At 44.7% G+C, this 24686-nt stretch carries 19 protein-coding genes; 11 read left to right on the top strand and 8 right to left on the bottom strand.

Features of this window, described 5'->3' with window-relative positions; translation table 11 throughout:
• Positions 1–27 precede the first annotated feature (27 nt).
• Positions 28–513, bottom strand: a complete 486-nt coding sequence (napF, locus tag J8Z23_RS18970; RefSeq protein ID WP_005398455.1) for a ferredoxin-type protein NapF — start codon at positions 511–513, stop codon at positions 28–30.
• Positions 514–760: 247 nt separating this feature from the next.
• Between napF and narQ the strand changes: the two genes are divergently transcribed.
• Both narQ and J8Z23_RS18960 read left to right on the top strand, forming a co-directional pair.
• The gene (gene narQ, locus J8Z23_RS18965; RefSeq protein ID WP_258634976.1) at positions 761–2497 is read left to right on the top strand and encodes a nitrate/nitrite two-component system sensor histidine kinase NarQ; all 1737 of its coding nucleotides are present in this window, start codon (positions 761–763) and stop codon (positions 2495–2497) included.
• Complete coding sequence (locus J8Z23_RS18960; protein ID WP_005398453.1) at positions 2484–3116, top strand: response regulator; 633 nt, start codon at positions 2484–2486, stop codon at positions 3114–3116. Before narQ ends, J8Z23_RS18960 begins: the two co-directional genes overlap by 14 nt.
• Before the next feature lie 90 nt (positions 3117–3206).
• On the opposite strand, the gene J8Z23_RS18955 is transcribed toward J8Z23_RS18960, so the two are convergent.
• Positions 3207–3380, bottom strand: coding sequence for a hypothetical protein (locus tag J8Z23_RS18955; protein WP_005373524.1), 174 nt, complete (start codon positions 3378–3380; stop codon positions 3207–3209).
• Positions 3381–3641: 261 nt separating this feature from the next.
• Between J8Z23_RS18955 and J8Z23_RS18950 the strand changes: the two genes are divergently transcribed.
• Together J8Z23_RS18950 and pepT are read left to right on the top strand one after the other, a co-directional pair.
• A complete protein-coding gene (locus J8Z23_RS18950; protein WP_434635755.1) occupies positions 3642–4505 on the top strand; it encodes a DUF6279 family lipoprotein in 864 nt (287 codons plus the stop codon).
• 170 nt (positions 4506–4675) lie between these two features.
• Positions 4676–5905 carry a peptidase T gene (gene pepT / locus J8Z23_RS18945; RefSeq protein ID WP_434635754.1) on the top strand — a complete coding sequence of 410 codons (1230 nt, stop codon included), beginning with the start codon at positions 4676–4678 and terminating at the stop codon, positions 5903–5905.
• 86 nt (positions 5906–5991) lie between these two features.
• Here the strand turns inward: pepT and J8Z23_RS18940 are convergent, their stop codons facing one another.
• On the bottom strand, positions 5992–6456 hold the full coding sequence (locus J8Z23_RS18940) for a dCMP deaminase family protein (protein WP_005373515.1): 465 nt from the start codon (positions 6454–6456) through the stop codon (positions 5992–5994).
• Between the two features lie 417 nt (positions 6457–6873).
• Between J8Z23_RS18940 and vmeY the strand changes: the two genes are divergently transcribed.
• Both vmeY and vmeZ read left to right on the top strand, forming a co-directional pair.
• A complete protein-coding gene (gene vmeY, locus J8Z23_RS18935; RefSeq protein ID WP_434635753.1) occupies positions 6874–8001 on the top strand; it encodes a multidrug efflux RND transporter periplasmic adaptor subunit VmeY in 1128 nt (375 codons plus the stop codon).
• Between the two features lie 8 nt (positions 8002–8009).
• Positions 8010–11162: a multidrug efflux RND transporter permease subunit VmeZ gene (gene vmeZ, locus J8Z23_RS18930; RefSeq protein WP_046875892.1), complete on the top strand. Its 3153-nt coding sequence runs from the start codon at positions 8010–8012 to the stop codon at positions 11160–11162.
• A gap of 91 nt (positions 11163–11253) precedes the next feature.
• Here the strand turns inward: vmeZ and J8Z23_RS18925 are convergent, their stop codons facing one another.
• Both J8Z23_RS18925 and arfB read right to left on the bottom strand, forming a co-directional pair.
• On the bottom strand, positions 11254–13023 hold the full coding sequence (locus J8Z23_RS18925) for a methyl-accepting chemotaxis protein (protein WP_109168975.1): 1770 nt from the start codon (positions 13021–13023) through the stop codon (positions 11254–11256).
• A 101-nt stretch (positions 13024–13124) separates the two neighbouring features.
• Complete coding sequence (gene arfB / locus J8Z23_RS18920; RefSeq protein ID WP_005396137.1) at positions 13125–13538, bottom strand: alternative ribosome rescue aminoacyl-tRNA hydrolase ArfB; 414 nt, start codon at positions 13536–13538, stop codon at positions 13125–13127.
• Between the two features lie 76 nt (positions 13539–13614).
• Between arfB and J8Z23_RS18915 the strand changes: the two genes are divergently transcribed.
• Entirely contained in the window at positions 13615–14217 is a 603-nt protein-coding gene (locus J8Z23_RS18915; protein ID WP_031780520.1) for a beta-phosphoglucomutase family hydrolase, read from the top strand.
• A gap of 87 nt (positions 14218–14304) precedes the next feature.
• On the opposite strand, the gene J8Z23_RS18910 is transcribed toward J8Z23_RS18915, so the two are convergent.
• Complete coding sequence (locus J8Z23_RS18910) at positions 14305–15297, bottom strand: OmpA family protein (RefSeq protein WP_006741142.1); 993 nt, start codon at positions 15295–15297, stop codon at positions 14305–14307.
• 460 nt (positions 15298–15757) lie between these two features.
• Here J8Z23_RS18910 and aroG point away from each other — a divergent pair, with 460 nt between their 5' ends.
• The 3 genes from aroG to J8Z23_RS18895 all read left to right on the top strand — a co-directional run bounded on the left by aroG (position 15758) and on the right by J8Z23_RS18895 (position 19898).
• Positions 15758–16810, top strand: coding sequence for a 3-deoxy-7-phosphoheptulonate synthase AroG (gene aroG, locus J8Z23_RS18905; RefSeq protein WP_005396134.1), 1053 nt, complete (start codon positions 15758–15760; stop codon positions 16808–16810).
• 141 nt (positions 16811–16951) lie between these two features.
• Positions 16952–18124: an MFS transporter gene (locus J8Z23_RS18900; protein ID WP_046875894.1), complete on the top strand. Its 1173-nt coding sequence runs from the start codon at positions 16952–16954 to the stop codon at positions 18122–18124.
• Between the two features lie 211 nt (positions 18125–18335).
• Positions 18336–19898 carry a methyl-accepting chemotaxis protein gene (locus tag J8Z23_RS18895; protein ID WP_434635751.1) on the top strand — a complete coding sequence of 521 codons (1563 nt, stop codon included), beginning with the start codon at positions 18336–18338 and terminating at the stop codon, positions 19896–19898.
• 141 nt (positions 19899–20039) lie between these two features.
• On the opposite strand, the gene tkt is transcribed toward J8Z23_RS18895, so the two are convergent.
• Complete coding sequence (gene tkt, locus J8Z23_RS18890) at positions 20040–22031, bottom strand: transketolase (RefSeq protein WP_268844568.1); 1992 nt, start codon at positions 22029–22031, stop codon at positions 20040–20042.
• Positions 22032–22154: 123 nt separating this feature from the next.
• On the bottom strand, positions 22155–23105 hold the full coding sequence (gene tal / locus J8Z23_RS18885) for a transaldolase (protein ID WP_005396118.1): 951 nt from the start codon (positions 23103–23105) through the stop codon (positions 22155–22157).
• A gap of 466 nt (positions 23106–23571) precedes the next feature.
• Between tal and J8Z23_RS18880 the strand changes: the two genes are divergently transcribed.
• Positions 23572–24573, top strand: a complete 1002-nt coding sequence (locus J8Z23_RS18880) for a sugar-binding transcriptional regulator (protein ID WP_005396112.1) — start codon at positions 23572–23574, stop codon at positions 24571–24573.
• The last annotated feature ends 113 nt before the right edge of the window (positions 24574–24686 follow it).

Below are 24686 nucleotides of genomic sequence, written 5' to 3'. Positions count from 1 at the left end.
TATTGCCTTTGGCCGACGACATACGACTTAGGCTGTTATATTGCTCACATTGATGGATGAAGTTGGGCACACTGAAACACAGGCGCCGCAGCCGTTACACTCATCAAGGTCTAAATTGGGTTGTGCTACTTTCCCCAGCTCTAATTTGAACTGAATTGCCATCGGGTCGCACATATCCCCACAGCTCCGGCATTCGACATTTTGTTTTGCTAAGCAGCTATCGTTGATGCTTGCTTTCGCTTGCCAAGGTTGCTCTGTTTTTGGCAAGAAAAGGGGCTCAGGACAGGCGTCTGCACACTGATAACAAAATGTGCATTCATCAATAGAAAAATCGACCGAAGGGAATCCGCCATCACTTTTAGTTATAATCTTTGTTTCGCAGGCCTCAATGCATTTACCGCAGCGAGTGCAATCGTCCGTAAACTGTTCTGGCTTGGTTAACCAAGGCAAACGTACGGCGTTGTCGGGGTGCGCTTTTCTTGCAAAGAGTCTTCTTCTGGAAAGGTCTACCACTTAGTCACCTCGAAACTTGGAACCCAAACTAAGCATAGTCCACAATTTTCATTAATAAACTGTCATTTAAACTAACGAAATTGTAGTTTTTGACATATTTGTATAAATACCTCTTAGGAGGTAAATGGGATGCAATATTGTTTTGGATCAATAAATTCCGTCGCAGGTGATCACATATTGATAAAGTTGAAAGGTAATGGGTTCATTGCACGTACAAATAGGGTTGTTAATGGGCGAGGAACTCAGATTGTTTAAAAATGTGAAAAAGTCAGTGACGCGCACGATTGCGTCCGCGATGCTTCTTATTTTGCTGCTTTCAGTTGCTACGACTGGTTTTGCAATTTTTACGTTAGCGTCAAGCTTGAATGATGCAGAAGCCGTCAATGTTGCTGGCTCAATGCGAATGCAAAGTTATCGTTTGGCACATGATATTCAGATTAAATCTGTTGATTACTCTTCACATATTGACGCCTTTGAACATTCGATATATTCACCTTCCATGAAAGCACTCCAGCACTGGTCAGTGCCAGAAGACATTACTCATGATTACTACCGTCTTATTATGAGATGGCATGAGCTCAAGTCGGTGTTGAGAGGAGATAATCCGGCGGAGTACCAACTCCTAGTGGCTGGTTTTGTAAATCAGATCGATGAGTTTGTATTTAAGCTGCAAAGCTTTTCGGAACAAAAGCTGATTAACTTAGCTTGGATTGGTGGGTTAGGGCTAGGCGGCATTCTTTGTGTCAGTATGTTTGTTGTTCATTTTGTGCGCCTCGAAGTTGTACGGCCTTTGCGTGCTTTAGTTTTTGCTAGCGAGCAAATTAAGAATCGCTCATTTAATATATCGCTTGATGTATCCAGCGATAATGAAATGGGGATCCTGACTCGAACCTTTAATCGGATGGCGACGGACCTTGGTAAGTTATACCGAGGGCTAGAACAAGCGGTTGATGAAAAAACGCGTAAATTACAGCATGCGAATCAGTCTTTAGAAGTATTGTATGACTCGTCGAAAGAGTTAACGGCTTCGCGTATTAATCAGGATAACTTCCAAGCCATATTGCAACATATTGCAAGTCTTGAAGGCATTAAAGCGGTCAAACTTGAAATAGAGCAATTGGGAGAACCGAGCTGGATATTGATGGAAGGGGAAGAGTGCTGCCACGACTGTGATGAAGATTGCCACAGTAAGGCTCTAACGTTGGACGGTGAGCACTTAGGCTATTTGTATTGGAAGGCCGGGTTACCTTGTCCGAATGAGGCACTGATTGACAACTTTGTGCAGATTTTATCGCGTGCCGTGTATTACAATCGAGCCCAACGCCAAGCAGAACAAATCCTACTGATGGAAGAGCGAGCCACCATTGCTCGGGAACTGCATGATTCATTAGCTCAAGCACTCTCTTATTTAAAAATTCAGGTCGCTTTATTAAAGAGAAGCGTAAAGAATTTGCCTGATGAAAAAGCGATAGCTCAGGCGAATCAAGTCATTGCCGAGTTGGATACGGGCTTATCTGCTGCTTATACCCAACTACGCGAATTACTGACGACGTTTCGTCTTACGATTAAAGAGGGCAGTTTTGGCCAAGCATTGCAAGATATGGTCGAAACGCTCAACGAACAAACCGTCGCTGACATTACGTTAAAAAATAGACTTTCTTCAACTGAACTGGATGCACACCAGCAGGTTCATTTACTACAGTTGATAAGAGAAGCTGCAATTAATGCCATCAAGCATGCGCAAGCAGATAATATTCACATTCAATGTCTTGATAATGATGGAAAAGTCACAGTAACCGTTACCGATGATGGAATAGGCTTTGAACATCAAGACGAAAAATTAAATCATTACGGTATGAGTATCATGCAAGAGCGAGCCGCTAGGCTGCATGCCGATCTTCACATTGAAGCATCGATAAACAAAGGCTGTACCGTAAAACTAGAATTCCAACATAGTAAGGAAGTAAACAGTGACAGTGTGTAAAGTAATGCTGGTGGATGATCATCCACTCATGCGACGAGGTATTCACCAACTTTTAAGCTTTGAGCCTGAGTTTGAAGTCGTTGCAGAAGCAAGTAATGGCGCAGATGCGGTAGCGAAAGCGCATGAGCTGGAACTGGATCTTGTACTTCTTGATCTCAATATGAAAGGCATGTCAGGCCTCGATACCTTACAAGCGCTACGTGCTGATGGTTGTGAAGCTCGAATTGTTATCTTAACCGTATCGGATAGTCCTGCTGACATAGAAGCAATAGTTCGAAGTGGCGCAGATGGCTATTTATTGAAAGATACTGAGCCTGATGAGCTGGTTGAGTTGCTAAAACAAGCGCATCAAGGTGACAAAGCTTACAGCCAAGAAGTTTCTAAGTATTTGAGTGAGCGTTCAGGACAAGAGGACGTTTTTGATACGCTGACGGATCGCGAAACGCAGATCTTAAGAGAGGTGGCAAGAGGTTTCCGCAACAAGCAGATTGCCGATCGTCTTTTTATTTCTGAATCAACGGTTAAAGTTCATATGAAGAGTTTACTTAAAAAGCTTCAAGTTCCTTCTCGTACTGCGGCAACCGTTCTTTATCTTGAGCGCTTTGGCGACATCAAATAATACAGTTGAAGATTAATACAAAATAATCAATGGAATCAATTGTTTATCGTAGTTTTAATAATAAAAAAACCGCCTTAAAAGGCGGTTTTTTTATTTGTCTGGGCGAATAGAGTACAAGTCACTGTTGTGCTTACCGCACTCTAAATAGTACTGATAAGCCACTTTTTTGCTTTCAGCAATGACTCTCATGCAGTGCATTTTCCCCTGTTCAAAATATCGAATCTCATATTCTACACTGGTATCAAGTTGCTCAGCGGCTGCCATACTTCGCCTCCATAAACCATCCAAAAAACATCCATGCAAATTATATGCCGTTATAGGGAGCGTCGTTCGGTGTGTTTTTTAGCCGATAATTGCGCTCTAACTCACTTTTTTGCGGATAGCTGTGATCAAAAAGTTAATTTCAAACTCTATATATTATTAAGGTGGCAATCAATATTTGTCACACTGGTGTAAGTTTGCCGCAATATTAAGTGATACAAGTTGAGTATAGAACTTAATCAATAGAAAAGGGAATACGAATAAGTGACTAAATTACAGGGTGTATCTAATAAGGTGCTTGGTTATGGCCTTCTATTTTGTTTCGTATTTCTTCTTGCCGGATGTACGAAGAAGTTTCTATACAGCAATATCGATTGGTTCGTTATCGATTACATAGAGGATTATGTTTCTCTGCAAGGTGAACAAGAAGTCTTGGTCGAAGAACGCTTATTATTGTTAGCAGAATGGCATAAGAAAGAAGAGTTACCGTTATATATCGATCATTTAAAAGAGCTTGAGAGATTAAAAGCGAGCGATGTAACCCTAAATTATTTGCAGGAAAATCGAGATAGAATGCGAGCGCATTACGATAGAGTGGTAAGCAAAGCGGCACCAGACCTTTTTGCTTTGAGTTTACAGTTAACGAAAGATCAAGAACGGGAATTTCTGAGTAATGTACAAGAGCATTATCAAGAGCGAAACGCAAAATATGCGGATAAAACGGAAGATGAAATACGTGAAATTATTCTAGATAACACAGAAGAATGGATGGAAGAGTGGTTGGGAAGCCTATCAGAAAGTCAGCGCCAATTAGCTCAAACGTTTTCTCAACAAGTCACTCTTAACAGTCCTTTATGGAGAGGTTATCGAGCAACGATATATCAAGAGCTCGAATATCTGTTCGAAAACAAGTCCAATGCTGTCACTTATCAGGATATATTTATGCGCCTGTTGTTCGAGCCAGAGAGCTATTACAGTGAGCAGCTTTCTAAAAATATTGATTCTAACTTTGTGCTGGTCGATCAACTGACATTAGATATTTCTCAATCTATGACCGATAAACAATGGCTTCATTTTCGCGGTAAGGTAAAAGAGTGGCGAGTACTAGCTGAGGAATTATTAGATTAGATTCATGCTTCAATTGACGAGGGGATGTGCCGTAGCCTTTCTTATGAAAAAATGATTCAAAGCAAATTCTTATTGAGCTAAGAGCGTAACATAGCTTGAGGTTTGATGAGGTAAGGTCAGCTTGCTGATGGTTGATAAAGCCTCATCGTATAAAAACAATGAGAATAAATATGAAACATTTAGTTGAAAGATTTCTTCGCTACGTCACGTTCGATACCCAATCAAATCCACATGTTACGCTTTGCCCAAGCTCGCCTGGTCAGCTTGTGTTTGCTGAGTTGCTTAAGAAAGAGATGATCGAACTTGGCTTAAGTGATGTGACATTAGATAAAAATGGCTACTTGATGGCTAGACTGCCAGCTAACGTTGATTATGAGGTGCCGCCTATCGGCTTTATTGCCCATATGGATACCGCGCCTGACGCCTCAGGAAAAAACGTAAAACCGCAATTTATTGAAGATTACCAAGGCGGCGATATTGCGCTAGGGTTGGGGGATGAAGTGTTATCTCCGGTGCAATACCCAGATTTACATCATCTACATGGCCACAATCTTATCACTACTGATGGCACTACATTACTTGGCGCGGATAACAAAGCTGGTATTGCTGAGATTCTCTCTGCAGTCGCGCTGTTACTAGAAAATCCAGACATTCCACACGGCGACATTTGTATCGGCTTTACACCAGATGAAGAGATTGGCCGGGGCGCAGATTTATTTGATGTTGAAAAGTTTGGCGCGAAATGGGCATACACTATTGATGGTGGCCCGCAAGGTGAGCTGGAATACGAAAATTTTAATGCGGCAAACGCCGATGTGATTTTTCATGGTGTCAGCGTTCACCCTGGTACTGCAAAAGGTAAAATGGTTAATGCGATGAACTTGGCTGCGAAATTTCAGGTTCAAATGCCTCAAGATCAAACTCCCGAAACAACAGAAGGCTACGAAGGGTTCTTCCATTTAAAATCGGCAGAAATGGGCGTGGCGCGAAGCGAACTTGGTTACATTATCCGAGACTTTGATCGTCAGGGCCTTGAAGAGCGAAAAGCCTTTATGCAGAAACTCGTTGATGACATGAACGCGGGCTTACGCCATGGTTCTGTAGAACTGAAAGTAACAGACAGCTATTACAATATGAGAGAAATGGTTGAGCCTTACCCGCATATCATTGAGCTAGCGAAGCAAGCGATGGAAGCGTGTGATGTGGAGCCGATTATAAAACCTATTCGTGGTGGTACAGATGGCGCTCGTTTATCTTTTATGGGGTTGCCGTGCCCGAATATCTTCACTGGTGGTTTTAACTTCCATGGGATTCATGAGTTTATTTCGGTTGAAATGATGGAGAAGTCAGTGCTTGTCATCGTCAAAATTGCTGAAATCACCGCGAAAAAACACGGTTAACAGACTAGGTCGAGCGGTTCTTGTCGATTGAATGGGGAAAATAGCCCAGAGTCATCTGGGCTATTTTTAAATTCAAAAACGAAACATTAACGTACGTCTTTGTCTTCAATTTCAATGTCTTCTAGTGGTAGCCAGTCGACTTTCACACCCGCTTGATCGAACATGTCTTGGCTGACTTGGATTTTATCTCCCCAGCGAGATAGAAAGTCTTCAGATTGCTCAGGGCAGTGCACGTGTGAGATCCCTGTTTGAATGATCTTTGCCGCGCAGTTAGGACATGGAAAATGCGTCACCCAAATATCACATCCGTCTAAATCACGTTTTGAGAACAAAATTGCGTTCTCTTCTGCATGCAGTGTTTTTAGATATTTCAACTCGCGTTCATCGGTATCGACACTGTCAGAAACACCGTGCGGGTAGCCATTAAATCCAACAGATACAATGCGATTCTGTTTAGTGATAACTGCACCGACTTGTGTTGATGGGTCCTTACTCCAAGACGCCACTAGTTCTGCCATCTGGTAAAAGCGTTTTGCCCATTTAGAAATCATAGTCATCCTCTCTGTCGAAGGCGTTGAATTAATTGAATGATAACCCATTTATATTAAAAAAATAGTCAAAATCGGGGTCTTGAGTATGAAGGCGTCATTTTTTGTCTTTTTAACCATAAAACGTTCTTATCTTGAGCACCGAATCTCACTTTCCGTCTTTATACGATATCTCACTTAGTGTTTCCTAGCGCCTCTAAATGCACGATGCCTGAGAGTGTATATCAAATAGTTATGATTGAGCTGTTTGTATATTGTTCATTAAATATCACTGTTAACTAAATTACTTTATTTTCTTTTTGTTTCTCATGTTTACATTTAGAAACATTTTGGGGGCTTTTGAGTGAAGTTTTCAGTTGCAGCAAGGAGTAAGGTTGATGGGAATTCAACAATATCCTGTTCTATAAAGACGGTAAATACATGCAAAAGAAACCACTTGTCGCACTAATGGCGGCTACAGCAATCCTCGCTGGATGCGGGGAAGCTAATAATGGCCAAAGGGAAGGCCAAGCGCCTCTCGTAGTGACTCAGGATGTCACGGTTATCGACTACCAACCGAGCAAGTCTTATATCGGTCGCATTGAAGCAGTAGAAGATACCAATATTACCGCGCAGATTTCTGGCTATTTAAAAGCTCGTCACTTTGAAGAGGGGCAAATGGTAGAAAAAGGGCAGCTTCTTTATTCTATCGAGCCATCTTCTTTTGAAGCACAAGTCGCGAGCGCTAAAGCGGCACTTGCACAAGCAAAAGCCGCGTTAAAAAAAGCGGAACTAGACCACACCCGAGGTAAAAACTTGTTGCCTCGCGGCAGTATTTCTCAATCTGAGTTTGACGCCTTAACTGCGGCACTTCTTGGTGCGAAAGCAGAGCTAGAAGCAGCAAATGCTCAGCTTAAGCTTGCTGAAGTTAACCTTTCTTATACTCAAATCCGAGCTCCGTTCAGCGGTCGCATTAGCGATACCAAAGTGAGTACTGGTGATCTTGTTTCCCCTTCATCTGGCGTGCTGACGACATTGGTGAGCTTAGACCCAGTACATACTTCATTTAGTGTGAGTGAGCGCGAGCGTTTAGCCATGGGTATGGATCAAGTCAAAGGCGACGGCTCAGCAGAATCAAACAGAGTTGAAGTTCAGCTTGAGCTGGAAAATGGTCAGTTTTTTGAGCATCTCGGTAAGCTCGATTTCTTAGGTAATCGTATTGATACCAAAACTGGTACGATTGCAATGCGTGCGCTAGTGCCAAACCCAGAGCAGAAGTTACTTCCGGGTCAGCACATCAAAGTGAACTTGAGAGATAAGAACACAAAAGACGTTATTGTTATCCCACGACGTGCCGTACAGACTGACTTAGAAGGTGACTTTGTGATGGTGATGGCTGAGGGAAGTGTGGCAGAGCGTCGTAACGTCGAGCTTGGACCTCAGGTTGAACAAGGCATTATCATTCGAGAAGGCCTCGAACAGGAAGATACGGTTATTACACAGGGCCTACAGCGTGTGCGTAATGGTGTAGAAGTGCGCATTCAAACACCTGCTGAAGATAAGCAGTAGGAGGCACTATGTTAAGTCGTTTCTTTATTCAGAGACCTAAATTCGCGCTGGTTATTTCGATCATATTAACGCTAGCAGGCGCGATCTCACTGGCGATTTTGCCAGTGGCGGAGTACCCACAGATAAGTCCGCCATCAGTCAGCGTTTCGGCATACTACACCGGTGCGAGTGCGGAAGTTGTCGAGCAGGCCATTGCGGACCCCATAGAGACGTCGGTCAATGGCGTTGAGGACATGATCTACATGTCTTCAAAGAGCGCGAACGATGGCTCATACAGCCTAAATGTCACGTTCGATGTCGGGACTGATCCAGACATGGCGCAAGTAAACGTGCAAAACCGTGTGTCACAGATCGAGTCAAAACTGCCTCAAGAAGTGCGCATGGTTGGTGTGACGGTGAAAAAACGCTCACCTGACTTGCTGATGGTCCTTAACTTCTATTCGCCTGATGGCAAATACGACGATCAGTTCTTGATTAACTACATTAACTTGAATGTAAAAGATCAGCTGGCTCGTGCGAAAGGCATTAGTGAAGTTAACGTGATTGGTGGTGGCGAATACGCAATGCGTGTTTGGTTAGACCCTGAAAAAATGGCCAACCTTAAGCTAACTACGTCAGACGTATACGCCGCTTTGGCTGAACAAAACGTTCAAGTTGCGGCAGGGCGTGTAGGTGCAGCACCATACAACAATCCACAAGAAGTTCAGTTTAACCTTGTGACCAAAGGTCGCTTGGAAAGCGTGAGTGAGTTTGAGAACGTTGTCCTTCGAGCTAATCCCAATGGTTCCACGGTTTATCTGAAAGATGTTGCTCGCGTTGAACTAGGCAAAAAGTTCTACGATGGTAACGGTAAATTCCGTGGTCAGGACGCGTCAATTGTTGCATTGTCTCTTCAATCAGATGCGAACGCGTTAGAAAGTGGTCAGGCCGTCATGGAGCTGCTTGAGGACTTGAGTAAAAACTTCCCTGAGGGCATGGCGTATGAGACCAGCTACGATACAACCGTGTTTGTATCTGAATCGATCAAAGGGGTAGTCAAAACACTGATTGAAGCGATTCTATTGGTGATTGCTGTAACTTACTTGTTTTTGGGTAGCGCGCGCGCAACGTTGATTCCTGTTGTTGCGATCCCCGTTTCTCTGATTGGTACGTTTGCCATCATGCAGGCGACGGGCTTCACCATCAATACGGTCACTTTGTTTGGCTTGATCCTCGCGATTGGTATCGTGGTGGACGATGCGATTCTGGTTATCGAAAACGTCGATACCACCATGGCGAAAGACCCAACCATTTCACCGCGTAAAGCGACATTGCTAGCGATGAAAGAAGTAACGGGCCCAATCATCACGTCGACCTTGGTTTTACTTGCGGTATTCATACCCGTCGCGATGCTGCCGGGTATCACCGGTATCATGTATCGCCAGTTCGCTTTGACCATCTGTATTTCGGTTGTGATCTCATCCATCAACGCATTGACGCTGTCTCCAGCACTTTGTTCTTTGGTATTGAAGCAGGGTGGGGGCAACACCGCTAACTGGTTCCAGGCTTTCAACCGAGGCTTAGAGCGTATCACAACGCGTTATGGTCAGGTCGCTGGTTTCTTGGTGAAGAAATCTTTGCTGCTCGTGACGTTCTTTATAGTCGCTATCGCGGCGGTCACTTTCTTTGCGAAAACCACCTCAACAGCGTTTGTTCCTCAAGAAGATAAAGGCATTTTGCTGGTTAACGTTCAGCTACCAGATTCAGCTTCTTTATCTCGTACTGAAGAAGTCACCAATGATTTAATGAACATGATTGGTGAAGAGCCTGGTGTGGATGGCGTGACGGTTGCGAACGGTTACTCGTTTATGACAGGCGCAGCAGCATCAAACGGTGCATCTGTGTTTATCAAACTGCATGACTGGGATACTCGTAACTCGTTGCAAGGGGAGCACTCTGCCAATGCCATCGCGGCGCGTATTAACGGTCGTGCTGCAACAGAGTTGCCTCAAGCGGTTGTGTTTGCGATGGGACCTCCGGCGGTTCCTGGTATGGGCGCTGCGTCTGGTTTTGAGTTTGTGCTTGAAGATACGCTAGGGCGAAGCCGTACCGATTTGTCGATGGTCATGGGAGAAATGATCCAAGCGGCTAACCAAGCCCCTGAAATTGCCTACACGTTTAGCACGTTCCGCGCGAATGTTCCGCACTACTACGTTGATATCGACCGTGAGAAAGCACAGCAGTTGGGTATTTCGCTATCGTCTATTTTCCAAACCTTGCAAGGCAACTTAGGTTCGCTTTATGTGAATGACTTCACCATGTTTGGTAAGAACTTCCGCGTAACCATGCAAGCTGATAGCCAGCACCGTAGCAGCATGGAAGATCTAGAGCGTTTCCATGTTCGTTCTTCGAACGGTGATATGGTTCCGCTAAGTACGCTAGTGAGCTACGAGCAAGTGTTCGAGCCTGATGTGGCATGGCGTTACAACATGTACCGCAGTGCTATCATTCAAGGCCAACCAGCTCCGGGCTACTCTAGTGGTGATGCGATTGCCGCAATGGAACGCGTTGCTGCAGAGGTCCTTCCGCAGGGCTACACGTACGAATGGACAGGTATGGCTTATCAGGAAGTACTTGCGGGTAACCAAGCCATTTATGCGTTTGCACTGGCTTTGATCTTCATTTACTTATTCATGGTGGCACAATATGAGAGCTGGAGTATTCCATTAGCCATCATTTTGGTGGTGCCAGTAGCAACGTTAGGCTCCTTCTTGGCGTTGAATCTGACTGGGACACCACTTAACTTGTATGCGCAAATTGGCCTTGTCTTGCTCATAGCCTTGGCGGCGAAAAACGCAATTTTGATTGTGGAGTTCGCCAAGCAAGAACGTGAAGAAAAAGATGCTGATATCGATAGTGCAGCGGTTAAAGGAGGCACGTTACGTTTCCGCGCTGTGAATATGACATCTTGGTCGTTTATCCTGGGTATCTTCCCGCTGATCTTCGCCGCAGGTGCAGGGCACGTGAGCCAAAACTCGCTCGGCGTGTCGCTGATTGGTGGTCTATTGTGTGTGCTTCTAGCAGGTACATTCTTGATCCCAGGCTTCTACGCTCTGGTGCAAAGACAGCGTGAGAAAGTTCATGGCGGCAACACCAAGCTGGTTCCTCTTGATGATGAGTAATCACACCCGCTGCGCACATTAGAGCACGAAGTTAAAGTCGAAAAAAAGCCCGAAGCAATGATTGCCTCGGGCTTTTTATTTGTAGGGAAGGTTATTTTAGCGCGGTTTTAAATTGTGCAACGGCTTCGTCCATATCATGAGCTTGAGCAGAAACAGAGTTCACTTCGTGCAAGCATTCCTGAGCGGATTGCATGTTGTTTTCAGATATCGCGTTAAGCTCGGTGATTGAGCCACTAACTTGATTCATCACGATACCTTGCTCTTCAATCGCAGAAGCAATGCGCTCCGAATTGCCTTGAATTGCATGCATGTCAGTGATGATCTGCTGCAGGCTAGAATCCAGTTTTTCAGAGGCATTAAGCGTTTGTTGTCCTTGATCGTTACATTGATCAATATCCGCCACGACCGTCGACATTTGAGCTTGAATATCAACAACAACTCGCGTGATTTCCTCGGTAGATTGATGAGTTCGGCTAGCTAGGGCACGTACTTCATCGGCAACAACGGCGAAGCCACGACCTTGTTCGCCCGCTCGCGCGGCTTCAATTGCTGCATTGAGAGCCAGTAAGTTAGTTTGTTCCGCAATTTCTTGGATGATGTTCACCGCACCACCAATTTTATCTACATGTTGGTTCAACGAGCCAATCGACTGCTGACTGTTCGATAAAATACTGGTCAATTGACCAATGTTGGTTACAGTAGTTTCAACAACACTGCGGCCTTGTTCGGCATTATTCGCGGCTTGATGCACACCCTCTACCGCAACCGACGTGCTTTCCGATATTTCGCCTATCGTTGCCACCATTTGCTGAACCGCAGTAGCCATCGATGCAGTGTGGTCCGTTTGAGTATGGAACTGCTCCATAACCCCTTCTAGCTCACGATGCATATTATCGGTACTGGCCGTTAACTGCGCCGATTTTTCTTGGGTGCCACTAATTAACTGCTCAAGCTTATCCAACAGATCATTGAGGTGGTGGCTGATATCAAATAGCTCATCTTTGCCTTTCAAGTCAGAGCGCAGTCCCATGTTGTTTGTTTCGCTAATGCTTCGAATGGTGCCAAGCAAGCTGTTTACTCGTGTATTGATTGAGCGAGAGATCTGCCAAATCAATGCGAAAATAACACCTAAGATCAGGGCTGTAATGACTTGCTTGATGGTCGACATTTGTTCATCACGCTTTGCAGCAGCAGAGCTAAGGGCTGTCGAAAAGGTTTCAAATTGCTCTTCTACGGCATGAGATAATGCGCGAGTTTCACCAAGTAGGCCTTGGTCGTAAGCGACTCCTACAACTTGTTTTTGTGCCGCTACTAGCTTACCTGTTTTGATGAGCTCCGGAGCATATAGCCCAACAAGCAAATCACTATTGAATTGACCTGATTTGACCGCAGAGTCAAAACGAACCAACGCCAGCAATTGCTGGTGGTCGGAGCGTTGCTTGGCTTCTAACAGTGCTTGCTCGTAACCAGCAAGAAGGCCACTCTTTGCATCAAGTCCGTAGCGTTGGTAAGCACTGACCAGGTTCTGAAAGCCCTTTTGGTATGCAAGGAGGTCTTGTTTGAATCGTTGACTGGAAGGTAATTCATTGCTCGTGAGTATGCTCGCAAGCTCTTTTTCTGTATTTAGAAACTTATCAACATTCGCATCAAATTTGTTTAAGTATTTGTCATTACTACGCAGTAAGAAATCTTTCTCGTTTCTGCGTAAGTTGAGTAAACGTATTTCTAGATCGCCAACGAGTTTGATGGCGTGGTTAAGTTCATTGCTCTTATTGGCGAAATGGGATGACGTACCCAAAAGGGCCACGATGCCTAAAATGGCGATAACTCCGAGGAAGTAGAGTTTTTGCCTAATAGTCATATTGTTGTTTCCTGAATAAGTAACTAAAAAGAGAAATCCAATGAGATTTCCCAAGGGCTAGCAAACGTTGTTCAACTAACATGTCGAGAAAACGACATGCATTAATACAGCACTTTCTTACGTTGCTGCTTTTTCGCTCCATGCTTGTTCTTGGTATCAAGTCTTCGGCGTTGAGAAGCGCGGGTTGGTTTCGTTTTAATACGCTTCTTCTCCTGTAAGGCGGCAGCTTTAATTAAAGCTTGAAGCCGATTCAGGGCGTCTTCCTTATTTTGTTCTTGCGTGCGAAATTGTTGCGCTTTGATGATGATCACGCCATCTTTAGTTATACGACTGTCAGAAAGAGCAAGTAATCGTTCTTTGTAGAAGTCAGGTAAGCTGGAATGTCGGATATCAAAGCGTAAATGTATAGCGGACGCTACCTTGTTAACGTTCTGGCCACCATTTCCTTGAGCTCTAATTGGGGATAATTGAATTTCCCACTCTTGAATTGTGACGGAGTTCGAAATTTTGAGCATGATAAGTAAATGCCGGTAAGGACGATTGAAAGAGCTGATAAATTAACATCACAGATGTACAAATAGAAGAAAAGACATGAGCACGATTGATTTTAGGCCCTATGAGGGATTCATATTTGATATGGATGGTACTTTAATAGATACCATGCCAGCCCATTTGGCTGCTTGGCAAGCAACCGCAGATCGCTTTGATTTTCCGTTTTGTCAGGAGTGGTTTCACAGTTTAGGGGGCATGCCGAGCTTTAAAATTGTTGAGGAGCTAAACCGTGTGCATGAGCTTTCATTAGATCCTAAAACCGTCGCTACATTTAAAATGGAAACGTTCGCTGCTATGGAGCTGCACGGGGACGTTATTCCGTGCACTAATATCGTGTTAGAAGAATATTTAGGCCACAAGAAAATAGCGGTCGGGACTGGCAGTCAACGAGAAAGTGCCATGCGCTTATTGAGCCACTCCGGTTTATTGGACAAGTTGGATGTTGTGGTAACTGCAAGTGATGTAGAGAACCATAAGCCTTTTCCGGATACCTTTTTGGTGGCGGCCGAGCATCTCGGGTTGGAAGCGTCACAATGTCTTGTATTCGAGGATACCGAGCTAGGTAAACGAGCTGCGCATGCAGCGGGTATGGATTGCGTTATGGTGCAAGATAACGAGTTAATCTTTTTTCCAAAACCATAGTAAAAAGAGCGATAAAGCGAGATCAAAATGGGGTGCAAACGCACCCCATTAACTTTTACAACATCATAGATAAAGTATCATAAATGTTTATTCAGGTTGAACTAGCTCTTGATATTCAAAGGAAGGAACCACAACCTCTACGCGACGGTTTTTCTCACGACCTTCACGAGTGCTGTTGTCAGCAACTGGGTTTTCTTCACCCATGCCTTTCACAGTTAAACGATCTGAGTCAATGCCTGCAGCAGTTAGGTAATCCGCAACAGATTGAGCACGACGCTCAGACAGTTTTTGGTTGTAAGTCGCAGGACCAGAGCTATCCGTGTAGCCAGTGATCTCTACTTGAGCTTGAGGGTATTCGTTCAAGAATGATACGAAGTTGTCTAGACGCTCCGAAACAGACTCTGTTAGCTTAGCACTGTCGAATTCAAACGTACCTGTACCGTACTCTTCTTTGTGCACTTTGCTCATCATCACTGGTTCTGGATCTGGCTCAACCACTTCTTCTGTTACAACTGCCGCAACCACTGGCGCAGCCGCAAATTTGTAGTTAAAGCCGATACCGAAGAAGTTAGCGTCCATGTCGTCCCATACGTCATCAGACAGGTCTTGATAGCGTTGATATTCTGCGCGTACGCTCCAGTTTCTGTCGATAGTGTATTCAGCACCTAGCGAGCCAGTTGGAACGAAATCTTTTTCGTCATCAGACATCATGTAAGCACCACCGATCTTAGCGAATAAGTTCCAAGATTCGTTTAAGTGCCAGTTGAATTTAGGTGCGAGAGTTAAAGCCGTTAAATTGCCGTCGATCGTATTAACTGTATTAGCCCCTGACTTAAAGTTAGCTTTGTAATCGCCTAAGAAGTCGACACCATACTCTAGCCCGATGATATCGGTGAAGTCATAACCGATATGTAGTCCAGCACCAAAAGCTTCATCATCACAAGGGCTATTTAGATAGCAAGCATCGTCAAGTGTAGTCATGCCTACTTTGCCCCCGATATACATTTCAGCTTGAGCAGAGTTTAAAAGCGCGCTACTACCAGCTACCACTGCTGCTACTGCAATTGCTACTTTGTTCATAATGTTTCCTTGTATTGATTGCATATTAACTTCTACTTCGTTTTATCAAAAAATTAGAAAAAACCAGCGTTTATAAGAAATTAGTTTAATATTCTAATCATTTCATATCAAGCAACAATATCTTTGAACTTGATCAACATTTACTAAGCAATAACACCTCACAAACTTCTGATATTTCTTACATTGTAGTAAAGATTTTTAGGGTCATAAGAAAATTGATGATTATTTTGAACTTTTTTCGTAAACTTTATTTTACATTGTGCGCGGTGGTTAACAGGTGGTTTTTATTTGCATTTATTTGCAAAAAATGATTGCAAGTCTACGCCTAAGCCGATAAGTTACTTAAACGCTAGACAGAAAATGACCAGAGCCCTTGATGCTGCTCGCTTTGTGAACAATGTTGCAATGAGTTCAGTTGGCAAAAAATTGGGTCGGAAATAAAAACCAGGAAGTAGAAGTAATGTTTCAAACTGATGATGTAAGAATAAATAGAGTAAAAGAGTTATTGCCACCTGTAGCAGTATTAGAGAAGTTCCCAGCGACTGAAACCGCTTCTTCGACCACTTTCGATTGCCGTAATGCCATTCACAATATTCTTGAAGGAAAAGATGACCGATTGCTTGTAATTGTTGGCCCGTGTTCCATTCACGATCCTGCTGCTGCGGTTGAATATGGTAAAAAGCTAAAAGTATTACGTGATGAACTTGGTGAACAACTAGAAGTTGTGATGCGAGTTTATTTTGAGAAACCGCGTACAACGGTAGGATGGAAAGGTCTGATCAACGACCCTTACCTAAATGATACCTACAAGCTGAATGATGGTCTGCGTATTGGACGTAAGCTTCTTCTTGATCTTACCGATATGGGCTTGCCGACCGCGAGTGAGTTCCTAGATATGATCACGCCTCAGTACGTGGCGGATCTGATTAGTTGGGGGGCTATCGGTGCTCGTACGACAGAATCTCAGGTTCACCGTGAGCTTGCTTCTGGTCTTTCTTGCCCTGTTGGGTTTAAAAATGGTACAGACGGGAACATTAAGATCGCGAGCGACGCGATTCGTTCTGCAAGTGCTTCTCACCACTTCTTATCAGTAACAAAATACGGTCATTCTGCGATCGTAGAAACCGCTGGCAATCCTGATTGCCATATCATTCTCCGTGGTGGTAAAGAGCCAAACTACAGTGCAGCGCATGTCGCTCAAATTAAAGACGAGTTAGACGGCGCAGGGCTACCGAAAAAAGTGATGATTGATTTTAGCCACGCTAACAGCTCGAAGCAGTTCAAACGTCAAATGTTGGTATCTGATGACGTATCAGAGCAAATCGCTGGTGGCGAAGAAGCAATTTTTGGTGTGATGATTGAGTCTCATTTAGTTGAAGGTCGCCAAGACTTAGTGGATGGCAAAGCGGCCACTTATGGTCAGTCGATTACCGATGCATGTATCGGTTGGGAAGATACGGAAACCGTACTTCGTCAGCTTTCAGATGCAGTAAAAGCGCGCCGTAACAAATAAATTCAACAGAAAGAATTTTTTTAAAGAGCCAGAGGCATTGTGCCTCTGGCTCTTTTTATTGAGAATTACTCGCATCTCTTTCTATTGTTTCTGCTTTCCTATATGTTATCTGTATGCGCTGTAACCAAAAGGAATTTGGAATTGAATCGTAATGTATGGCTATTATCCCTTTGCCAAGCCCTATTAATGACAGGGAATATTTTACTCATATCTGTTATTGCCCTTATTGGCAAAACACTTGCGCCGTCATCAAGTTTTATTACGTTGCCCGTTGCGCTGCAATTTTTAGGACTGATGGCTGCGACGATCCCAGCATCACTGATTATGGGCAAGTTAGGACGTCGCCTTGGGTTTAGTCTCGGTAATGTTATTGGCATTTTGGGTGCCAGCCTAGCGACGTATGCGTTAAGTCAACAGAACTTCTATCTATTCTGTGTTTCTACCTTTTTGCTCGGTGTTGGTATTGGCTTCGGTACGCTATACAGATTTGCTGCTATTGAAGTGTGTGAAGAGTCTGCAAGACACAGGGCGATTTCGATATCTATGGCGGGAGGGGTACTAGCGGCGATACTTGGCCCTAATTTGGCGGTGTATTCGCAGCAATGGTCAGATGATGGTTTGTACATTAGTGCTTTTGCCGTGCTTATTGGGCTTTATATAACTGCGTTGATCGTGCTGCAAACGATTCGTTTTCCACCAGCACACACGCAAGTTCTACATACTAAAGCGGATAAAGTGGGGCATATTATCCGTCGACCTAATTTCATGCTAGCGGTTATCGCCGCAATGGTTGCGTATGCGGTGATGAACATTTTAATGACAGCAACGCCTCTGGCGATGATTGGTTGTGGCTTTGATTTTGACAAAGCGGCAGGAGTGATCGAATGGCATGTGCTGGGCATGTTTGCACCGGCGTTTGTCACGGGACGCTTGATAGAGCGGTTTGGCGCTAAGAATATGATTTTAGCCGGTGGATTGCTATTTGTTGCTTGTATTGGAATTAACATACACGGAGTGTCCATTTGGCACTTTAGTCTTGCTTTAGTTCTGTTAGGCGTTGGTTGGAACTTTATGTTTATCGCGGCAACTGGGTTATTTAGTCAAAGCTATGAAGCGAAAAACAGGAGCAAGGCTCAGGCATTTAATGAATTCTTCGTGTTCAGTTGTGTCACTATCACTGCATTACTATCTGGCTGGCTTGAATCCACCGTAGGTTGGCAAAACCTTAATTTGTACGTTCTTCCTTTTGTGTTACTCGTCATCGTGATGTTTGCTTTGAAAACGAACAAAGAAACGGAATCCCAAACTGCTTGATTAAATCTTCTATACATGGCCCGGCATAACGTGTCGGGCTTTGTTTATTAGCTCAACTCCACAACTTCTTCTTTATGTTTTTATTGATAATGTGAATTCCCACACTAAAAATGTCGATTTGATAAGACTTTTTATCTAACTTTTTGTAATAAAAATAAAAATCCTGTATATATCTTGCCGAAAATCAATAAAAACTACAGAAGTTTCGTCTATGTCAGCCAATATTTCTCATAAAGCTCAAGAAACTCTCGTGAGGGAGTCTGAGGAACTCGTCTCAACAACGAACCTACAAGGTGTTATTACGTATTGTAACGAAGCCTTTTGCCGTGTTGCTGAGTACACTCACGAAGAACTCGTCGGCCAGAACCACAATATCGTTCGCCACAATGACATGCCTAAAGCAGCTTTCGGCGATATGTGGGCACGTCTTAAGCAAGGCAAAGCCTGGCGCGGCATGGTTAAGAATGCCACTAAGTCGGGCGGTTACTATTGGGTTGATGCCTATGTCACCCCTATTTATGAAAATAACCACGTTGTTGGTTATCAATCTGTGCGCGTGAAGCCAAAGCGAGAGTGGGTTGATATAGCCACGAAAGCCTACAAGAGTATGCGCGCCGCCGAGAAATCAGGTCGTACTTGGTCGTTGAAACTCAATGAAACCATTCGCTATGCTATTCTACTAGGCGCATTGACCGCACCTGCAGCTGCATATGCATTGTCTATTGAAGGTCCATTGGCTTGGCTTGCAAGTGCACTACCTGCGAGTGTTCTAGCGTTGTTATTCCGCCAAGAATTAATTGATACGCCTCAACAACTGAAAAAGTTACAAAAGCAATACGACAGCGTGAGTCGCTTGATCTATTCCGGCAACACGGCATTTTCGATTGCTGATTTTCATATCAAAATGCTGTCCGCAAGAGTTCGAACCGTGTTGGGAAGAGTGACTGACTCCGCATTGCCGTTGCAGCATTGTGCTGAAGAGTTGAGCCAAACCACAGCAGAAGTTTCGGCTGCATTAAATCAGCAAAACACCGATATTCATCGCGTACGTGATGCGACTCAAGAGGTGGAGTCTTCGGCGAATTCAGTCTCTTCTAGCACCAATGATGCCCATATGCTAATTGATGATACATTGAAGTCATGCTTGATGGCGAAGGAGACCATCGATCAAACGCACACCAATCTAGCGCAATTAAGCCTTCAAGCTGAAAAAGCGACGGAAACGACGTATCAACTGAGTGATCAGGCGCAGAAAGTGAATCATTTGATGGAAGAGATTGGCGGGATCGCAGAACAAACCAATTTACTGGCACTTAACGCGGCAATTGAAGCGGCGAGGGCGGGTGAGCAAGGTCGTGGTTTTGCTGTTGTTGCCGATGAGGTGCGCGCGCTCTCTGGTCGCACATCCAATGCAACTGAACAAATCCAAGCGTCTATCTCTGCTATGTTGGCGACGATACAAAGTTGGCAAAAAGACATTCTGGCAAACAAAGAGCAAACGGATACATGTTCTCAGGTTGCCGAACAAAGCGCGCTTCGTTTGTCTGAGGTTGAACAGATGATGCAAAGCATGAGTGGGTTGATGGTCGATGTGGCGGAAGCGGCGAATAACCAGCTGAAGCTATCCAGCGATGTAAATCAGCATATTCACTCTATTGCTTCTACGGCAGAGCAAAACTTGGCAGCAACGCACTCCGTAGAGCAAAACAGCCGTCAGTTGAAAGAGCAAGTACAAGATTTCTATCAGCTCGCGCTTCGATTTGAAGACAAATAGCCGTAACGAAAGTCGTTGTGTTCACTTTCTGGCTGTGTTTATACAAATAGGGGCCAGATAAAAGAAAGCCCCGCCATTGCTGGCGGGGCTTTTCAGTTTTCACATTCGCAATAGAGAAAACTGATTATCTTTTTACTGCAATTACGCTAGTAGTTCTTTTGCTGTATTTACTACGTTTTCCGTAGTGAAACCGAACATTTTGAACAGTTCACCAGCAGGTGCAGATTCACCGAATGAAGTCATACCGATGATGCGACCGTCGAAGCCTACGTACTTGTACCAGAAGTCAGCGATACCTGCTTCGATAGCGATACGAGCTGTTACGTCTGATGGTAGAACGGCTTCACGGTAAGCGGCGTCTTGCTTGTCAAATGCATCTGTTGATGGCATTGAAACAACGCGTACTTTCTTACCTTCAGCAGTTAGCTGTGCTGCTGCTTCTACTGCTAGCTCAACTTCTGAACCTGTTGCGATAAGGATTAGCTCTGGCTTGCCTTCGCAATCTTTCAGGATGTAACCACCTTTCGCGATGTTTGCTAATTGCTCCGCATCACGCTCTTGTTGCGCTAGGTTCTGACGAGAGAAGATAAGCGCAGTTGGTGCATCTTTACGTTCAATCGCTAGTTTCCAAGCCACTGCTGATTCAACTTGGTCACATGGACGCCATGTGCTCATGTTTGGCGTTAGACGTAGCGATGCCATTTGCTCAACCGGTTGGTGAGTTGGGCCATCTTCGCCAAGACCGATAGAATCGTGCGTGTACACTTGGATGTTCTGAATCTTCATCAGAGCCGCCATACGCATTGCGTTACGAGCGTATTCCATGAACATTAGGAATGTCGCGCCGTAAGGAACGAAACCACCGTGTAGCGCAATACCGTTCATGATCGCCGTCATACCGAATTCACGTACACCGTAGTGGATGTAGTTACCAGAGAAGTCACTTGCTTCTAGAGACTTAGAACCAGACCACATGGTTAGGTTAGAAGGCGCTAGGTCAGCAGAGCCGCCCATGAACTCAGGTAGTAGAGTACCAAATGCTTCTAGAGCGTTTTGAGATGCTTTACGTGATGCAATGTTTGCTGGGTTTGCTTGAAGATCAGCAATGATTTGGCTTGCTTTCTCTTCCCACTGTGCAGGAAGCTCACCGTTTACGCGGCGTTTAAATTCAGCTGCCAGCTCAGGGTACGCTGCTTCATAAGCTGCAAATTTCTCGTTCCACGCTGCTTCCTTAGCTGCGCCTGTTTCTTTCGCTGACCATTCTGCGTAGACTTCTTGCGGAATTTCAAAAGGACCGTGCTCCCAACCTAGTTCTTTGCGTGTTGCTGCGATTTCTTCTGCACCTAGTGGCGCACCGTGACAATCGTGTGAACCAGATTTGTTTGGTGAACCAAAACCGATGATTGTCTTAGTACAGATAAGTGTAGGACGTGGATCCGCTTTCGCCGCTTCGATTGCAGCGTTGATCGCTTCAGAATCGTGACCGTCTACTGCTGGGATTACGTGCCAGCCGTACGCTTCAAAACGCTTAGGCGTGTCGTCAGAGAACCAACCTTCAACGTGACCATCGATAGAGATGCCGTTGTCATCCCAGAATGCGATCAGTTTGCCTAGGCCTAGCGTACCTGCTAGAGAACATGCCTCGTGCGAGATACCTTCCATTAGACAGCCGTCGCCCATGAACACGTAAGTGAAATGGTCAACGATGTCGTGGCCTTCTTTGTTGAACTGTGCTGCTAGCGCTTTCTCAGCTAGAGCCATACCAACCGCATTAGTGATGCCTTGACCTAGAGGACCCGTTGTTGTCTCGATACCAGGCGCGTAGCCGTACTCTGGGTGACCAGGAGTCTTAGAGTGAAGCTGACGGAAGTTTTTCAGATCATCGATAGATAGCTCGTAACCGCTCAAGTGCAGTAGAGAGTAAATTAGCATTGAGCCGTGGCCGTTAGACAGTACGAAACGGTCGCGGTCTGCCCACTCAGGGTTTGATGGGTTGTGGTTTAGGTGAGAACGCCAAAGAACTTCAGCGATATCAGCCATGCCCATAGGTGCACCTGGGTGACCAGAGTTAGCTTGTTGAACACCATCCATGCTTAGCGCACGGATTGCATTTGCTAGATATTTACGATCCATAGTGATTACTTCTCGATAAGGGTTTAAATAGAGGGAACTCGTCGAAACAAGTTCAAATAGAAAATCTTGAATAAGCGCTGATGGTAAAAGCGAGTAGACGGGCTACTCGCTTTTGGTAAGCAATTAAAGCTTAGCTTCGATCATCGCTTCTAGTTTACCTTGGTCAACGGCGAAGTTGCGGATGCCTTCAGCCAGTTTCTCAACCGCCATTGGGTCTTGGTTGTGTTCCCATAGGAACTCAGAATGAGTCATTGGTGCAGGACGCTCAGCTGCGCCTTTAGAATCAACTAGCTTCTCAACCACTTCACCTTCTGCAGCTTCTAGCTCAGCAAGTAGAGCAGGAGCGATAGTTAGACGGTCACAGCCAGCTAGTTCTAGGATCTCACCGATGTTACGGAAGCTTGCGCCCATTACGACAGTTTTGTAGCCGTACTCTTTGTAGTAGTTGTAGATCTTAGTTACAGACAGTACGCCTGGATCTTCTGAAGCTTCGAAGTCACGGCCTTCTTTCGCTTTGTACCAGTCCATAATACGGCCAACGAATGGAGAGATTAGGAATACGCCAGCTTCTGCACAAGCACGCGCTTGAGCGAATGAGAATAGAAGCGTTAGGTTACAGTTGATGCCTTCTTTCTCTAGGATTTCTGCTGCGCGGATACCTTCCCAAGTAGACGCTAGTTTGATAAGGATGCGGTCGTTAGTGATGCCTGCATCGTTGTACATTTTTACTAGTTGACGTGCTTTCGCTACGCTTCCTTCCATATCGTAAGATAGGCGTGCGTCAACTTCTGTAGAGATACGACCTGGAATAGTTTTTAGGATTTCTTTACCGATGTTTACTGCAAGCATGTCACAAGTGTCTTGAACTTGTTGAGCTTTGTCGTTGCTCTGTGCTTTAGCATATTCGATTGAAGCATCGATTAGAGGTGCGTACTCTGCGATTTGAGCGGCTTTCAGGATAAGAGAAGGGTTAGTTGTTGCGTCTTCTGGTTGATACTTTTTGATTGCATCAATTTCGCCAGTGTCTGCTACTACAGTCGTTAGTTTACGAAGTTGCTCTAACTTGTTGCTCATAATCGATCATCCTATTTAAATGGGCTTAAGCGTGATTTTTGTTATCACAGCTTGTGCATTTGCAAGCGAGTTAGCTAATCGTCTCATCGCATTTAATGAGACATCTGCTCAGCCAACTACGGAAAATTTCGTTACCGAACAAATGCAATGAACATTTGATCGATAGCTGAGTAAATGATGTGTCCATATTTATCCTATCTATGCTGAAAGTCAATCGCTGAAATCGACTTATAGTGAACTTCATCAACGTTTTTTTACTGTGTGTGTAGTGGTTAACCCAAATAAACGTTTGCCCTTATTGTTCAAAGGTTGATCGTTGTACGTGAGGGTAAAAAATTGTAGTGAGAAAATGTTATTGCGATGAGCAAATGTAGCGTTTAAATTGATAAAGAACATATGCTAAGTCGATGAGCATATGCTCACTTATTGCATACAATATCGATCCTCTTAAAGGGCGAGAGAAACCATGAGCAGTTCTAATCAAGATATTTCCATTGAAAACACGGATTTGTTGACAGAGATTTCCGTCGCGTATTATCAAGACGGTGCGACTCAGGAAGAGATATCGAGAAAATTTGCCATATCACGCGCAAAGGTCGGGCGAATGCTCAAGCAGGCGCGTGATGAAGGCATCGTTGAAATCACCGTTAAATACCACCCGGTGTTTAGCGCCAAGATTGAGCAACGTTTGATCGAGCGATTCGGCGTTAAGCGTGCGCTTGTCGCTCTTGATCAGCCAAATGAAGAGGCACAGCGACTACAGGTGTCGGGATTGGTGTCCAATTATCTCACCAGCACGCTTAAAAACGGCATGGTGGTGACCGTTGGACAAGGGCGTAACGTATCTTCTGTTGCTCATCACATTGGGGTGATCACCCCGCGCGACTGTAAATTTGTGTGTGGTATCGGCGGTATTCACCCACGTGGTGGTATGTATAACGCCGACCACATTTGCCGTCAGTTAGCAAAGAAGTATGGGGGGACCTCGGAAACTCTCTATGCGCCGGCTTACGCAGAGAACAGAGAACAGAAGTTGGCTTTCATGCAAAATGCAACCGTGAAACAAACGCTCGATTTGGCACGTAAAGCCGATGTCGCTTTGGTCGGTATTGGTGACATGAGCGAAAACAGTTACATGGTGGACTTAGGTTGGTTTACGCCTGATGAAGTGGTTCAGTCGAGACTTCAACAAGGCGTGGTCGGGGACTTTGCAGGTTATGATTTCTTTGATATTCACGGTAATGTTGCCAACACCGTAATGAGTGACCGAGTGATTGGCCTTGGTATTGAAGAGTTTCGCCCAATATCGGAAGTCATCGCGATTGCAGCGGAGAACAGTAAGCCGCTCGCCTTACTTGGAGCATTAAGAACCGGAGCTATAGACGTGATCGCCACAAGCGTCAGCAACGCATTAACGGTACTCAACTTAGATGAGCAAATGCACGGCAACGCGGCATCTGAGAGTTAGCACAAATAATATGCAATTTATGTAATCAGGCTGCGAGGAGTTATAAATGACTCGCAGCCTGATTTCGTTTTCAAGTTAAAAATATTCTCTAGGAGTAGCTTTAAATTTGTACA

This window comes from Vibrio sp. SCSIO 43086 (assembly GCF_051132235.1).
Taxonomy (GTDB): Bacteria; Pseudomonadota; Gammaproteobacteria; order Enterobacterales; family Vibrionaceae; genus Vibrio; species Vibrio diabolicus.
Note: the sequence above shows the minus strand (reverse complement) of the source record. Positions and strands in the feature narration are given on the sequence as shown.

Excerpts from the sequence above, each read along its gene's own strand:
- J8Z23_RS18955 (WP_005373524.1), bottom strand. The coding sequence starts at position 3,380 with ATGGCAGCCGCTGAGCAACTTGATACCAGTGTAGAATATGAGATTCGA.
- pepT (WP_434635754.1), top strand. The coding sequence starts at position 4,676 with ATGAAACATTTAGTTGAAAGATTTCTTCGCTACGTCACGTTCGATACC.
- J8Z23_RS18940 (WP_005373515.1), bottom strand. The coding sequence starts at position 6,456 with ATGATTTCTAAATGGGCAAAACGCTTTTACCAGATGGCAGAACTAGTG.
- vmeY (WP_434635753.1), top strand. The coding sequence starts at position 6,874 with ATGCAAAAGAAACCACTTGTCGCACTAATGGCGGCTACAGCAATCCTC.
- vmeZ (WP_046875892.1), top strand. The coding sequence starts at position 8,010 with ATGTTAAGTCGTTTCTTTATTCAGAGACCTAAATTCGCGCTGGTTATT.
- J8Z23_RS18925 (WP_109168975.1), bottom strand. The coding sequence starts at position 13,023 with ATGACTATTAGGCAAAAACTCTACTTCCTCGGAGTTATCGCCATTTTA.
- arfB (WP_005396137.1), bottom strand. The coding sequence starts at position 13,538 with ATGCTCAAAATTTCGAACTCCGTCACAATTCAAGAGTGGGAAATTCAA.
- J8Z23_RS18915 (WP_031780520.1), top strand. The coding sequence starts at position 13,615 with ATGAGCACGATTGATTTTAGGCCCTATGAGGGATTCATATTTGATATG.
- J8Z23_RS18910 (WP_006741142.1), bottom strand. The coding sequence starts at position 15,297 with ATGAACAAAGTAGCAATTGCAGTAGCAGCAGTGGTAGCTGGTAGTAGC.
- aroG (WP_005396134.1), top strand. The coding sequence starts at position 15,758 with ATGTTTCAAACTGATGATGTAAGAATAAATAGAGTAAAAGAGTTATTG.
- J8Z23_RS18895 (WP_434635751.1), top strand. The coding sequence starts at position 18,336 with ATGTCAGCCAATATTTCTCATAAAGCTCAAGAAACTCTCGTGAGGGAG.
- tkt (WP_268844568.1), bottom strand. The coding sequence starts at position 22,031 with ATGGATCGTAAATATCTAGCAAATGCAATCCGTGCGCTAAGCATGGAT.
- tal (WP_005396118.1), bottom strand. The coding sequence starts at position 23,105 with ATGAGCAACAAGTTAGAGCAACTTCGTAAACTAACGACTGTAGTAGCA.
- J8Z23_RS18880 (WP_005396112.1), top strand. The coding sequence starts at position 23,572 with ATGAGCAGTTCTAATCAAGATATTTCCATTGAAAACACGGATTTGTTG.